The organism is Vibrio sp. SCP2 (genome assembly GCF_059295395.1).
In genome coordinates, this window is the sequence record NZ_JCAFVV010000017.1 from 13272 (window position 1) to 27461 (window position 14190).

At 46.1% G+C, this 14190-nt stretch carries 11 protein-coding genes; 4 read left to right on the forward strand and 7 right to left on the reverse strand.

The window, feature by feature from the left end; genetic code table 11:
- Nucleotides 1–159 precede the first annotated feature (159 nt).
- From nudC to AC5O63_RS22065, 4 genes are all read left to right on the forward strand, one after another.
- Nucleotides 160–945: an NAD(+) diphosphatase gene (nudC, locus tag AC5O63_RS22050; RefSeq protein ID WP_494506257.1), complete on the forward strand. Its 786-nt coding sequence runs from the start codon at nt 160–162 to the stop codon at nt 943–945.
- 257 nt (nt 946–1202) lie between these two features.
- Nucleotides 1203–2270 (forward strand): uroporphyrinogen decarboxylase, encoded by a 1068-nt coding sequence (gene hemE / locus AC5O63_RS22055; protein WP_069667360.1) that lies wholly within the window; start codon nt 1203–1205, stop codon nt 2268–2270.
- A 107-nt stretch (nt 2271–2377) separates the two neighbouring features.
- Nucleotides 2378–3013 (forward strand): TetR/AcrR family transcriptional regulator, encoded by a 636-nt coding sequence (locus tag AC5O63_RS22060; protein WP_069667361.1) that lies wholly within the window; start codon nt 2378–2380, stop codon nt 3011–3013.
- Between the two features lie 339 nt (nt 3014–3352).
- Nucleotides 3353–4312: a DHHA1 domain-containing protein gene (locus AC5O63_RS22065; RefSeq protein WP_494506258.1), complete on the forward strand. Its 960-nt coding sequence runs from the start codon at nt 3353–3355 to the stop codon at nt 4310–4312.
- Nucleotides 4313–4363: 51 nt separating this feature from the next.
- Here AC5O63_RS22065 and AC5O63_RS22070 read toward each other — a convergent pair whose 3' ends face one another.
- From AC5O63_RS22070 to rsgA, 7 genes are all read right to left on the reverse strand, one after another.
- Nucleotides 4364–5500 carry a murein hydrolase activator EnvC family protein gene (locus AC5O63_RS22070; RefSeq protein WP_494506259.1) on the reverse strand — a complete coding sequence of 379 codons (1137 nt, stop codon included), beginning with the start codon at nt 5498–5500 and terminating at the stop codon, nt 4364–4366.
- Nucleotides 5501–5652: 152 nt separating this feature from the next.
- Entirely contained in the window at nt 5653–7185 is a 1533-nt protein-coding gene (gene gpmM / locus AC5O63_RS22075) for a 2,3-bisphosphoglycerate-independent phosphoglycerate mutase (protein WP_494506260.1), read from the reverse strand.
- Between the two features lie 238 nt (nt 7186–7423).
- Nucleotides 7424–8311 (reverse strand): DMT family transporter, encoded by an 888-nt coding sequence (locus AC5O63_RS22080; protein ID WP_494506261.1) that lies wholly within the window; start codon nt 8309–8311, stop codon nt 7424–7426.
- A gap of 72 nt (nt 8312–8383) precedes the next feature.
- On the reverse strand, nt 8384–10264 hold the full coding sequence (locus AC5O63_RS22085; RefSeq protein WP_004747630.1) for a methyl-accepting chemotaxis protein: 1881 nt from the start codon (nt 10262–10264) through the stop codon (nt 8384–8386).
- Nucleotides 10265–10558: 294 nt separating this feature from the next.
- On the reverse strand, nt 10559–11974 hold the full coding sequence (locus AC5O63_RS22090) for an SLC13 family permease (protein WP_494506262.1): 1416 nt from the start codon (nt 11972–11974) through the stop codon (nt 10559–10561).
- 170 nt (nt 11975–12144) lie between these two features.
- Nucleotides 12145–13023: an archaetidylserine decarboxylase gene (gene asd / locus AC5O63_RS22095; protein ID WP_494506263.1), complete on the reverse strand. Its 879-nt coding sequence runs from the start codon at nt 13021–13023 to the stop codon at nt 12145–12147.
- Between the two features lie 111 nt (nt 13024–13134).
- Nucleotides 13135–14190 (reverse strand): small ribosomal subunit biogenesis GTPase RsgA, encoded by a 1056-nt coding sequence (gene rsgA / locus AC5O63_RS22100; protein WP_494506264.1) that lies wholly within the window; start codon nt 14188–14190, stop codon nt 13135–13137.

Consider the following 14190-nt stretch of genomic DNA (forward strand, 5'->3'; position numbering starts at 1 on the left):
TTCTCCGGTGATCATTACGCTTTGACTCCCAAAGCACGTACAGAGTACAACCTCTTGTCCTTACTAGAATTTATAGTCTCAAAATTGACTGACTACAAACTCTGGTATGAATTTAGATTGCCAGTAAAATAGACGAACTGCAAGCGAAGAGGTGAGTCAATGTTGAATAAAAGTGACACAAACCGTACGAAGAATGCTTATTGGTGTGTTGTATCAGGAAGCGATATTTGGCTGCAAAACGGCCAGTTGCCTAAGGGAAGTGCTGAGAGTTTGAACTTACCCTATGAGCAGGCAATTGAAGTCGGAAGGTGGGAGAATTGCCCGCTGATGTGGCTTAATGAAGCGGATGTGTCTGAGGAGCTTGAGCTAACCTCTTTGCGTGATTGTTTGCATTTTCCAGAGCCGCTATTTCTGCTGATGAGTAAGGCAATTCAGTACGGACATATGAGTCAAAGTCTACGCTTTTGCCCTCAATGTGGTGGTCGAAACCACCTTAATCACAATCAATTAGCCATGCAGTGTGGTGATTGCCGAACCTTACATTATCCGCGTATCTTCCCTTGTATCATTGTTGCTGTGCGTAACAAGCAACAAATTTTACTTGCGCAACACCCGAGACATCGTAATGGTATGTATACCGTCATCGCGGGTTTTCTCGAAGTCGGTGAGACTTTAGAGCAGTGCGTTGCGCGAGAGGTCAAGGAAGAAACTGGAATAGAGGCGACTAACATTCGTTACTTTGGCAGTCAGCCTTGGGCATTTCCGTCGAGCATGATGATGGGCTTTGTCGCCGACTATCAATCGGGGGAGTTGAAGCCCGACTACAGTGAGCTTAGTGACGCGCGTTGGTTTGGGATCGAAGAGTTACCGCCCGTTGCCCCAGTCGGAACGATTGCTCGACAATTGATTGAATATACGCTGGATGAGATTAAGCTATCTAGCTGAAATATAGATAAAAAAAACCCTCCAGAAGGAGGGGGTAAGTAAGATGTCGTTATGAGATGCCAAGCACTGTGTGCTCGGTTTATAATTGTAGTTTTCGCTAGCAAACAAATTTTTAACACTGATACTTAGTGGGTGCAAATTAAGCACTGATTTAAAAGTTAATAACTTGATCTAGGTTGCAAAGCACACAGCTTTTGCGAGTCAAACAGTGTTAGAATAGCCGCAACAAAAATGAGCCTAAAAATTGGAAAAACGGAATGACTGAATTAAAGAATGACCGCTATCTTCGTGCGCTACTAAAAGAGCCAGTAGATTACACTCCAGTATGGATGATGCGTCAGGCAGGTCGATACCTTCCAGAGTACAAAGCAACTCGCGCAGAAGCGGGTGACTTCATGTCTTTGTGCAAGAATGCAGAGCTAGCATCAGAAGTAACGCTTCAACCTTTGCGCCGTTTTCCTCTTGATGCCGCGATTCTGTTCTCTGATATCCTAACTATTCCTGACGCAATGGGCCTTGAGCTACGTTTTGCAGCAGGTGAAGGTCCTGTATTTGACAAGCCAATTACCTGCAAAGCGGACGTCGAAAAGATCGGTATCCCAGATCCAGAAGGTGAGCTTAAATACGTAATGAACGCAGTACGTCAGATCCGTAAAGATCTTAATGGTGATGTACCGCTAATCGGTTTCTCTGGCAGCCCATGGACGCTGGCTACTTACATGGTTGAAGGTGGTAGCTCTAAAGCTTTCACTAAGATCAAGAAGATGATGTACGCAGAACCACAAACGCTACACCTGCTACTAGATAAACTAGCAGACAGTGTTATCGAGTACTTAAATGCGCAGATTAAAGCGGGTGCTCAGTCTGTCATGGTATTTGATACTTGGGGTGGTGTACTAACTCCACGTGACTACAACCTATTCTCACTGCAATACATGCACAAAATTGTAGACGGTTTAATCCGTGAAAACGATGGTCGCCGTGTACCTGTGACTCTATTCACTAAGAACGGTGGTATGTGGCTAGAGCAAATCGCAGCAACAGGTTGTGATGCAGTAGGTCTTGACTGGACAATCAATATCCAAGATGCGGTGAAACGTGTGGGCGATAAGGTTGCTCTGCAAGGTAACATGGATCCATCTATGCTTTACGCATCACCAGAGCGTATCCGCGAAGAGGTCTCAACTATCCTTGAAGGCTTCGGCGATGCAGGCACAGGTCACGTGTTTAACCTTGGTCACGGTATCCACCTAGATGTGCCGCCAGAAAATGCGGGTGTATTTGTTGAAGCGGTGCATGAGTTATCCAAGCCGTACCACAAATAACTGAGTAATTTATGAAAAGCGCCTGATACGACCAGGCGCTTTTTTGTTATAGGTTACACTAGCCGCTATACTGCCGTTAGACATATAGAAAGGAATACGGATAATTCATGAAAACTCGTGACAAGATAGTGCTAGCTGCACTGGAACAATTTAACCAGCATGGTGAGCGTAATATCACAACCAATCATATTGCCGCACATATCGATATTAGTCCGGGTAACCTGTATTACCACTTCCGTAACAAGCAAGAAATCGTGCGCGAGATCTTCGCTTTATACTCTAATGAGCTTCTTGAGCGTTTCACGCCGATTCAAGGTCAGCAAGAGAGCTTAGTTCTACTCAAGCACTATCTGGATTCGATATTTACTTTGATGTGGAAGTATCGCTTCTTCTACGCCAACTTGCCGGAGATTCTTCAGCGCGATGAGCAACTACATGAAGAATACATCCAGGTTCAAGAAAAGCTGCAAACCAACCTCATCAATATCATGCGCGCGTTTGTCGACCTTGATCTTGTGTCTGTGGAAGATAGCGAGATGAAGTCACTGGTGACGACTCTACATATGATTGCTTCGAGTTGGTTGGGCTACCAAGCGGCAATGTCACCGAAAACAAAGATCACCGAGCAGGTTATCCATCAGGGCATGCTACAAATGATTTCTGTGGTAAAACCGAAAGCCACAGCACAAGGCTTGGAGCAGCTTCAATTATTGGAAGATGGCGTTAAAGCAATTCATGCTTAGTCATAACTAATTGAAATTGTTCAATCAGTGAGAACCCATTAGAGTATCGAGAGATATTTTAATGGGTTGCTAGGGTCTGTTGACCTTACGTGATGATTTTTGCAGCGGTTTGTGGGCTTTTTATGCAAGGCAGAGGCTTTGAGATGTAGTTGCCCTACTTAATAAGTCGATAACGCAGCAGAAAGAGTCCACAAACGCTGCCCGAAGGGTTCGGCCAAAGGCGTTTTATACTTTGTCGAGAACTTTTTACTTAGACCCACTAGGCTTCAAAGCTCTCTTCGCGTCTAAAACGCTTTTTGCTCGAACAAAATTTAACCACGAAAGGTCAACAAACCCTCTATGCACTTCGATGTATTCAATGGTGATGCCGACGGGATCATCGCTCTGCTTCAACTCCGCTTAGCTGAACCAAAGGTCGCTGCTTTAGTGACAGGTGTTAAGCGCGATATTCAATTGCTAGATAAGCTAGAGGCGAGCCTTGGTGATTCAGTTACGGTTTTGGATATCTCGATGGAAAAGAACAAGTCCGGCCTAGAAAGACTGTTAGCTATGGGTCTAGACGTGTTCTATGCCGATCACCATAAGTCTGGAGATATTCCGCGTAATGCCAACTTGGACGCACATATCGACCTAGATGCAAATACCTGTACCGCTTTAATCATTGATGAGTTACTGGATGGACGATATCACGCTTGGGCGATTACGGCGGCCTACGGTGACAATCTGATTGCTAAAGCGGATGCTCTGGCTGACAAAGCGGGTTTGAGTGATGAGCAAAAACAACAACTCAAAGAGCTAGGGACACTCATCAACTACAATGGTTACGGTGCAGAGTTAGAAGATCTGCATTTCCATCCTGCAGCACTGTTCCAAGAGCTTTTGGCCTACGATGATCCTTTTGCTGTTATAGCTGATCACAACTCTCCATTTTTAGTTTTGCAGGCGGCTTATCAGGCAGATATGGATGGGGCGCTGGCGATAAAAGCTAAATATCGCAGCGCTAAGTTATCTGTCTTTGAATTACCCAATCAGGCGTCATCTCGCAGGATTAGTGGTGTTTATGGTAATCACTTGGCAAATCAAGCGCCAAATTCTGCGCATGCGGTATTAACTGAAAACAGTGATGGAACTTATACTGTTTCGCTACGTGCGCCGCTGAACAATAAACAAGGGGCAGGGGATATTTGTACTCAGTTTCCTAGTGGCGGTGGACGAGCCGCCGCTGCGGGGATTAATGCATTACCTAAAGAGCAGTTAAGTGCATTTATTGAGGCGGTTGAGCAATACTATCGCGGGTAAAATCGCTTGGATTGGGCGTTCATCGCTAATTGAACGCCACATTGGTTGCTACTAGCGAGTTAGCCAGCTCTTAGGGTTCTGAGTTTTACTGTTACGGCGAATCTCAAAGTAGAGCGATGGGCGTGGTTGGCCTCCGGTATCGCCAGCTAAAGCAATACTCTCTCCTGCAATGACTTTATCACCTTCCTTCTTAAGTAGGCTTTGGTTGAAGCCATACAAAGTCATGTCACCCTTACCGTGGTCGAGTAACACCACCAAGCCATATCCGCGTAGATAGTCAGCAAAGACAACCGTTCCTGAATAAACCGCTTTCACTGATTGGCCGTAGTTGGCATTAATTACCATACCCTTCCAATTGATCTGCCCAGTTTGGCGAGAGCCATAGTTGTGCAGAATCTTACCTTTGACCGGCCATGGCAGTTTGCCCTTTTGACGAGCTAAACCATCCATAGGGACGGCGTTGCGCTTAGCGGCTTTAGCTATTTCTGCTTTCAGTCGAGTTTCATTGCGTTGCAGCTCAGAGAGGTAAACCTTGTCATTGGAAATGCTCTTACGTATCTGAGAGACAGTCCCTTTACGTTTAGACTGAGTACTTGCCAGTTGATCGCGTTTGTTGGTCTGCTGTTTAAGCAGGTTGGTGATTTGCTGTTTCTCAAGCTTGAGCTGTTCGCGGCTATCATCTAGCTCACCAACCGTTTTCTCTAGTTCGGCAATGGTAGTTGCTCGTTCTTTAGCAAGGTGTTGGAAATACTGGCTAATTCTATCTTCTTCGACACCTTGGTTAAGAATGTTAGAGGAGGTTTTAGCACGTTGAGTGACGTAGTAAGTTTGGATGAGCTCAGCCAACTTATCGCTTTGAGCTTTCTTTTGCTGTTCGAGCTGCTCGACTTTAGACTCAAGATTACGGATATTTTTATTCGTATTGGCTAAAGAGGCCTTGGATTCTTTGATCTCTTTTTCTAAACGAGTGATGGTGATTTCTTGGGATTTGAGCGATTTTTGCAGTGAGTCGAGTTTCTTTTGTTGGGAAGACAGTGACTGCTTTTGGCGAGAAATCTCACCGCTGACGCCTTTTAGCTCAGAGTTGTTTGCTGCATAGCTAGGAGTGATTGAGTAAGAACAAAGCATTAACCCGAGCGTAAGCCAAACCTTGTTGGTAAACAGAGTCTTTAGTGGGGTGCTAGCCATGTTACAAATTTGCCCTAACTATTTGAGAAGCTTCCAGTATACCCAAACCTTTTGATTAGAAGAAAGCGCAATGTCAAAACTTGTTACTGAGCCTCTGAAAACAAAAAGCCCGAGCAATGACTCGGGCTTTGAAATGCGGGAGTAAAAGTTAATTACTTAACTAGAACTTCACCTGTCATCTCTGCTGGAATTTCCAGACCGACTAGAGAAAGCATTGTTGGAGCTAGGTCAGACAGTTTACCGCCTTCTTTGAACTCAACCTCTTTGTCACCAACGTAGATTAGAGGAACTGGTAGGTTAGTGTGAGCAGTGTGCGTGCCACCTGTCTCTGGGTCTACCATCATTTCCGCGTTACCGTGGTCTGCTGTGATCAGCATTTGGCCACCAACTTCTTCGATAGCAGCCGTTACTTTAGCAACACATGCATCAATTGCTTCGATCGCTTGCTCTGCTGCTTCGTAAACGCCAGTGTGACCAACCATATCTGGGTTAGGGTAGTTACAGATGATAGTGTCGTACTTACCAGATTTGATCGCCGCAACCATCTTCTCTGTGAGTTCTTCTGAGCTCATTTCTGGTTGTAGGTCGTAAGTTGCTACTTTTGGAGAAGCAACAAGTTGACGCTCTTCGCCGTCGAATTCGCTCTCAACACCACCGTTGAAGAAGAAAGTTACGTGTGCGTATTTCTCTGTTTCAGAGATACGTAGCTGAGTTTGACCTTGCTTAGATAGCCACTCACCGTAAGTGTTTTCTAGAGATGCTGGCGGGAATGCGATTGCTAGTGGGATGTCAGCTGCGTACTGCGTTAGCATTACGAAGTTGATTGCAGGGAATACAGCGCGCTCGAAGCCGTCGAATGCAGGTACGAAAGTACGTGTGATTTGACGAGCACGGTCAGCACGGTAGTTCATAAAGATTACTGCATCGCCATCTTCGATAACTGCGTCTTCTTGACCTTCAGCTTTGATCGCTGTCGCTTTAACGAACTCATCGTTCTCTTCACGCGCGTAAGCTGCTTCAAGACCAGCGACTGCTGAGTCAAAAGTAAATTCTGCTTTCGCTTGAGTAAGAAGATCGTAAGCAACTTGTACGCGATCCCAGTTGTTATCACGATCCATTGCGTAGTAGCGACCAACTAGCGATGCCACGCGGCCTTTACCTAGTTTAGCGAATAGCTCGTCAAAACGTTTTAGAGAGTTCTCTGCGCTGCGAGGTGGCGTGTCACGACCGTCTAGGAAGCAGTGTAGGTAAATCTTCTCAGCGCCACGTGCTGCTGCCATTTCAACGGCTGCATAGATGTGATCTTCGTGAGAGTGTACGCCACCTGGAGACATTAGGCCCATGATGTGTACTGCTTTTTCTGCTTTTACAGCAGAGTCGATTGCTTCTACTAGAGCTGGAGTCTGTGCAAACTCACCGTCAGCGATAGATTTAGTGATGCGAGTTAGGTCTTGGTATACAACGCGGCCAGCACCGATGTTTGTGTGACCTACTTCAGAGTTACCCATTTGACCGTCAGGTAGGCCAACATCCATGCCAGAAGCAGAGATTAGAGTGTTTGGTTTGTTAGCAAACAGGCTATCAAGGAATGGAGTTTTTGCGTTCGCGATCGCGTTGCTTGCTGTATCTTCACGGTGTCCGTAACCGTCAAGAATAACTAGAGCCATAGGCTTCTTAGCTGTCATAGTGATGACCTCGTCAAATTTCAAAGTAACTTTGGAAACTAAATTAGCGTAATTTTACTACACTTTTTAACCAAAACTGTAGGTTAAGATCAAATATTGTTTGTGAAATATTGTTGTTATCTTTCACCTTACTTCCAGTAGGTATTTTTCCCTGCCACTTATAATAATCATTTTGTTGCCGTTATTTTCTCGCGTAAGGCGGAAATTGACAGTGGGAAATACCTATTACTCTAATAGCCTATGCGACCAAAATTCCTGTTCCTACAACGGCAACGATTGCCCCAATCCATGCAAAGCGGTTAGGTCGCCTACCTGAGTAAATCCAAAGTATAGGCAACAGCATAATAGGAGTTGTAGAAGACAATAGTGCCACCATACCGACATTTCCTTCCTGAAGGGCATATAGGATCAACGTCATTCCGACTGCCATGGCGAGGAAACCATTGATTGCAGTAATGGAGAAAATTCGCAGGTTCATGGGTTGTGTCGCTCGCGCAAGTTTGGCGCCAGTGAGGAAAAACAGACAGTGAGCAGCAAACGCTGTCATCATACGCATGGCAGATGCAGCAACAGGATCGATTGCTGTTTGCATAACAGGTTTAGCAATAATGCCACCGAGTGCTTGGCAAAGAGCTGCTAGTAAACCTAAACCGACCCCGACCCAAATACTGCCTTTGATTGACTCAAGTTGATTATTGGCTTGCCCTTTACGACCAAAAAATATCGCGGTTAACACGCCAGAAAAAACCAAAGCCGACCCCAACAATTCGAGAGATGTCATGGTTTCGCTAAACAGGAAGTAACCTAGTACAGCGGAGAAGACGGCGTGGCAAGAAAAGAGTAGACCAGCTTGTCTTGGCCCCATACGATTGAGGCAGGCGAATAGGGCAGTATCTCCGATGAAGATACCGATCACGCCAGATAGCATCATGGCAGAAATGGCGCTGGTTTCTACGCTGGCCCAACCGCCTGTAATCAGTGCCATACCCCCTAAAATCACAGAGGTGCAGCCCATACGCCAACGACTATAGGCAAAGGTTCCTAGATGTTGTGCGGGAACAACAGAAAGTAGACTGGCTACCGCCCAAAGAAATGCCGCTGCCAATGCCAGCCATTCATATCCCATTGACACGAAATCCTTGTGAATTTGGAAGAGTAATGGCTGACAATATGCATTAAAAAAAGTTTAAATCATAGGTTAAACCTTAAAGCGTCCCACCTCGCGGCGCATGGTTTCTGCAGAGTCACGCATGTTATCGGCACTTTCGCTGCTTTGAAGCGCTTGTGAAGCAAGGACATCAGAAGCATCTTTAATCCCTTGCGTATTGCGGCTGATATCTTCACTCACAGCTCGTTGCTCTTCGGCTGCACTCGCAATCTGTAGTGCCATATCATTGATTTCAGTAATCGCGTCAGTGATATGACCCAAGCTATCGGCCGCTTGCTGAGCATAGTCGACACTTGTATCGGCAAGCGACGTGCTGCTCTGCATGCTGTTAACCGCTAACTGAGTATTGTTTTGCAGCGTCTCGATCATATTGCGGATCTCTTCGGTTGAGCCATGAGTACGCTGGCTCAGCACGCGAACCTCATCCGCAACGACCGCAAAACCGCGCCCTTGCTCACCAGCGCGTGCCGCTTCAATCGCTGCGTTAAGCGCCAGTAGATTGGTCTGCTCGGCAATCTCTTGAATGGTAGAAAGGATCTGATTAATGCTTTGAGTATTACTTTCTAACTCAGAGATTACGCCCGCGGCAGCCATGACCTGATCTGCTAGGTCAACGATCGCTTGGCGGTTTTTCTGAATCACTTGTTGGCCGTCCTGACAAGCGGTTGATGAAGTTTGAGAAGCGGCAGCTGTGAGCTCTGCATGGCTTGCGACTTCTGCCGCGGTAGCCGACATCTCATGGATGGCTGTCGCTATCTGGTTAACATCATTTTGTTGCGCCTCAACTTGATGAGAAGCTTGTTGTGATAGTTCATTTGCCTGAACAGCTTGGTTGGCGAGCTTTTCACTGTGGTTGATGATGCCGCTGATCATTGCCTGCATTTGACTCAAGAACTGATTCACATGCTCCGCGACTTCACCGATTTCGTCTCGGCGCTTAATCTCGACGCGCTGGGTTAAATCGCCTTCACCTTTAGACAGTTGTGAAAGGGATGCTGACAAGTCTTGTAGCGGTTTAAGCAGTTTAGTAATCGTATAGGTACTGAATGTGGCAATTACTAAATACAGGATGATAGAAGCGAGTGCCGTAAACTGGATTTGTTCGGTAACGGAAGCGAAGGCGAGATCCTTATCGACCACTATACCTAGAGACCAGTCCGTTGTCGGAACATTGGTAACATAGATAAGTTTGTCACCTTGATCCGGCCAACTAATGGTTGATAGGGCTGATTTACTGACAAGTTCATTAACCATGTTATGGCTCAGTACTGGGTTAAGAACGGTTAAAGGCTGTTGGCTTAGCTTTTCATCCTGATAGGCAACGATGTTGTTGTTACCATCCACTAAGAAAGTAAAGCCATCGTTATCTAGCGTGACATTGAGGACTTCACTGATGATGTTAGTGACGGTTAAATCGGCGGCAAGCACCCCTTTTCTTTCACCGGAAAAGGCTTTAGCAAAACTGACAACAATGCTGCCATCAAAATCCTGATAAGGTTCGGTCAGGATTAGCCCAGAGGCCTTCATGGCATCTTGATACCACGGTCGAGTTCTTGGATCGTAATCGGCAGGCCAGTCTTCAGTTTTATCGCCGTAGGCAATGGAGCCGTCATCGAAGCCAGCATAAACGGAAAGAAAATCCCCCGCTCGCTTGGTAATCAGCATTTCACGGTCAGAGTTATCTGACTGGACGATGGTTTTCTCGTTAGCAAGCATCATATCGCTGCGTATGGCTAACCAATCACTAATGTAGCGAGTAGTGGCGTGGCTGACATTGGCCATTTCACTATTTAGGGCTGAGGTGGTTTCTTGTTTTAATTGGCTTACCGAGATCCAAGCTTGAACCCCGCTGACCACTGCGATAACGATTGCAATCGCAATCTGCATTTTTAGTTTTATTGTATTTCTCATTGCCTTTCCTTCATTTACGAGACAATAGATTGAGAAAAGCGGAGTGGAGAGACACTGGGAGAAGGTGTTTGCCATGTGGAGAGCATCAACCGAACCTCGTGGGCACTACCGCCGGATAGAAATCTCACATTGAAAGTGAAATGGATGTTCTTGTTATTATTGAACTGATTTTATAATCCCAAGCGACCAATTTGCTTGATCTATGTACAGGAACACCGACTAACTTACCTATTTAGGGCGAATATTGATTGAACTGTGACCTTCAGTCAATAAATAATAAATGCCATACGGTAATTAGGTAAGTAGCAGTGCTCCGGCATAAACAATTGCTAAGCCAATCACACCGATAATTAGCCCGGTTTTAGCCATATCTTTGCTCTCGATAAGACCAGTAGAGTAAGCCAGAGAGTTTGGTGGTGTTGATACGGGTAAAATCATGCCAAGTGATGCGGAGAAGGCGACAACGACTAACAGTCCTTGCAGTCCACCGACGCTAGCTAAACTCTCCATGGAAGCCCCAATGGCAGCCGCAATCGGCATCAGCAGGTTAGCAGTCGCGGTGTTGGACATGAAGTTTGCCATTAGCCAGCAGACGATCGACAGAGTAAGAACCACGGCGATTGGTGATAGCGATTCGTAATCAATCGCATGCGCTAGGGCGGCTGCTAATCCGGTTTTATCCAAACCAATACCAATCGCAATACCACCGGCGACTAGCCACAGTACATCCCAGTTAATCAGCTTGAGTTCAGCTTTGCCCATAATGCCAGTGAGCGTGAAAACAGCCAGTGGAATAATGGAAACAACATAGGTGTTCATGCCATGCAGTTTGGTCGTCATCCACAAAAGGATGGTTGAGGCAAACGTGGCGTAAACTACCATCGCGCGCCAGTTCTTTTGGAATTGCCCATCTAATTTAAGCTTCATAGTTTGTTGGGAATAAGGGAACAGCTTTTGCAGCAGGAACCAAGCGATAGTCAGTTGCACAATCACGAAAGGTAATCCCATCATCATCCAGCTTAAGAAATCGATACTGTTCTCGCCAGTGAGGTACTGGAGTGCGATGGCGTTCGGTGGCGTACCGATTGGAGTCGCAATACCGCCTGTGTTAGCGGCGATCGGGATACACAGTACTAAGGCTTTAATACCAATATCGCCTTTAGGTGCCGAAGCGACAATCGGGCCAAGCAAAGCGAGCATCATTACCGTTGTTGCGGTATTGGACATAAACATTGAGAACACGGCGGTAATCAACATTAAGCCAAGCATGATGAACTTAGGCTGGTGGCCAAAAGGCTTGAGTAGTACACGCGCTAAGTTGTTGTCGAGTTCATACTTAGAGGCTGCGATCGCAAGGGCAAAACCACCCATAAACAGAATAATGATCGGCGAAGAGAAGGCGCTGAAGATGTCTGTGTAGTTCATCAACTCCCCCAAATCATGTCCTGTAGGAGGGTTGCGGAATAAATGTAGCCCTTTGTCGGAAATCATCACCAGCTCTAAGGCGATGATCAAAATCGAAGTTGCAAACACCGGAACGGGTTCTAGTACCCAAAGCAGTGCTGCGAGAAGAAAGATTGCCAACAGTCGATGTTGAATCAGGGTCAGATCATCAATAGGGATCCAGTCAATGGGCATAAACAGCACACCGATTGGCAGGCCAAAGCTGATCAATAGCTTAATGATAATTCCCGATTCTACCTTTGGCATACAATCCTTTACCTCAAAAGTATTAGTGAAGCCACAGATTAGTTCACAATGAATTAAAGGTCTTAGACCAAGTCTAGAATTTTGATAAACAGTTGAAATTGTTGAGGGAGGTTTGCTTTGGGTCAAAAAAAGCCCCGCGATTGCGAGGCTTGAGAGTCGAACGTTGGTGATTATTCCGCTGCTTGTTCAGCCTGAACGGTATGAGCGTAAGGTGTACCCATTACCGTTGGTTGACCATTTTGCATCGTGTCATCAAATTTCACCGCATCTTTGGCGAATAGGTTGATAACCGTTGAGCCTAGCTTAAAGCGACCCATTTCTTCACCCTTCTTAAGGATTACTGCTTTGTCACCTTCAGCTGGGTAGTCCCATTTGTAAACGGTATTGCCGCGTGGTGGGGTTACCGTGCCAGCCCAAACTTGCTCGATACTGCCAACAATTGTCGCACCAACAAGCACCTGTGCCATTGGTCCAAACTCAGTATCAAAAATACATACTACACGTTCGTTACGTGCGAACAGGTTTGGCACGTTCTCAGCAGTCAGCGGGTTAACTGAGAATAGATCACCTGGTACATAAATCATCTGGCGAAGTGTGCCGTCACATGGCATGTGTACTCGGTGGTAATCACGCGGTGAAAGGTACAGTGTCGCGAATTCGCCGTCGGCAAACTCTTGAGCCAACTCTGCATCTCCGCCTAGTAGCTCTTGTGCTGTAAAGTCATGGCCTTTTGCCTGAATCAGTTTGCCATCAGTGATAGGACCAAACTGGCTTACACAAGCGTCTGCTGGGTGCGTGATAACAGTGGCTTCTTCGGTGATTGGGCGTGCGCCATCTTTTAGCTCACGAACAAAAAATTCGTTAAACGTCTTAAAGTGTTTAGGATCAGAATGAAGTGCTTCATCCATGTTGACGTTGTATTGCTTAATAAACCACTTGATGATTGCTGTTGTTAGACCGCCAGCTTTCGCTGAAGCTAGCTTACCCACTAAGCGCGTTAAGCCGTGCTGAGGGATCCAATATTGCAGTCCAACTTTAATCTTATCCATTGTGTTCAATTCCAATGCTATTTTGATGATTGACTATATTCTGGGCGCGAGATGTTACTCAAAATGCGCCCAAAAGTCAGCAGTTGCGAGAGTTTGCTTACAAAATTGCGGTTACAAATCCGCTTTTTTGCTACGAGAGTATTGTCGATTGGCTTTGTTTTCCGCCATGCTTTCGAGGATACGGTGATAGTTTTCAAAGCGTATTTCGTTGATCTCACCATCTTCAACGGCCTGACGCAGTACACATCCTGGGTCGTCATTGTGTTTACAATCACGGAACTTACAGCCACCTAGATAAGGTCTAAATTCAACAAAGGCTTTAGTCACTTCTTCGGCTTCCAAGTGCCACAGACCAAACTCACGAACTCCCGGTGAGTCAATTAGGTCGCCACCTGTCGGAATATGGTAAAGGCGTGATGCGGTGGTTGTGTGTTGGCCTAGGCCGGAGTTTTCTGAGATCTCGCCTTCCTCAACATTAAATTGAGGCATAAGCGCATTAACTAGGCTTGATTTACCGACACCAGACTGACCGACGAAAATATTGATGCGATCTTTCAGCTCAGCTTCGAGCTCAGTAATACCTTCCCCGGTTTGTTTACTGACAAACAGCACCTTGTAGCCAATGCGCTCGTATTCGTTTAGCCAAGATTTGTATTCAGCCAGTTGCTCTTGTTCAAGAAGATCGATTTTGTTCAGTACCAGCAGTGGCGCAATGCTTAAGGTTTCAGAGGCGACCAAGTAGCGATCAATGATGTTGAGCGACAGCTCAGGTAGTACTGAAGAAACGATGACCATTTGGTCTACGTTCGCAGCGACAGGTTTTAAACCGTCGTAGTAGTCAGGACGTGTTAATACAGAAGTTCTTGGCTCGACGGCTTCAACCACGCCATTGATGCCTTCCATCGACTCTAGGCCAGGGCGCCATATGACTTTGTCCCCAGAAACCAGAGATTCGATACCGCGACGAAGATTACAGCGCTGGACTTCTCCGCTTTCGAGATCTTCTATATCTGCGTGTTGTCCAAAACGAGTGATAACCAGGCCAGATTTACTCCCTCCAAGCATAGATTCATCCCACTGGATGGTCTCTTCCTGCTTAAGTTTGCGTTTTTGGTTATGGCGTACACGCCTCACCTGACCTTTGGTTAGCTTTTTCTTTTTAGCCAC

What these genes read in the sequence shown, in the direction of transcription:
- AC5O63_RS22070 (WP_494506259.1), bottom strand. Translation starts at nt 5,500, where the DNA reads ATGGCTAGCACCCCACTAAAGACTCTGTTTACCAACAAGGTTTGGCTT.
- nudC (WP_494506257.1), top strand. Translation starts at nt 160, where the DNA reads ATGTTGAATAAAAGTGACACAAACCGTACGAAGAATGCTTATTGGTGT.
- AC5O63_RS22090 (WP_494506262.1), bottom strand. Translation starts at nt 11,974, where the DNA reads ATGCCAAAGGTAGAATCGGGAATTATCATTAAGCTATTGATCAGCTTT.
- hemE (WP_069667360.1), top strand. Translation starts at nt 1,203, where the DNA reads ATGACTGAATTAAAGAATGACCGCTATCTTCGTGCGCTACTAAAAGAG.
- AC5O63_RS22085 (WP_004747630.1), bottom strand. Translation starts at nt 10,264, where the DNA reads ATGAGAAATACAATAAAACTAAAAATGCAGATTGCGATTGCAATCGTT.
- asd (WP_494506263.1), bottom strand. Translation starts at nt 13,023, where the DNA reads ATGGATAAGATTAAAGTTGGACTGCAATATTGGATCCCTCAGCACGGC.
- AC5O63_RS22060 (WP_069667361.1), top strand. Translation starts at nt 2,378, where the DNA reads ATGAAAACTCGTGACAAGATAGTGCTAGCTGCACTGGAACAATTTAAC.
- AC5O63_RS22080 (WP_494506261.1), bottom strand. Translation starts at nt 8,311, where the DNA reads ATGGGATATGAATGGCTGGCATTGGCAGCGGCATTTCTTTGGGCGGTA.
- gpmM (WP_494506260.1), bottom strand. Translation starts at nt 7,185, where the DNA reads ATGACAGCTAAGAAGCCTATGGCTCTAGTTATTCTTGACGGTTACGGA.
- AC5O63_RS22065 (WP_494506258.1), top strand. Translation starts at nt 3,353, where the DNA reads ATGCACTTCGATGTATTCAATGGTGATGCCGACGGGATCATCGCTCTG.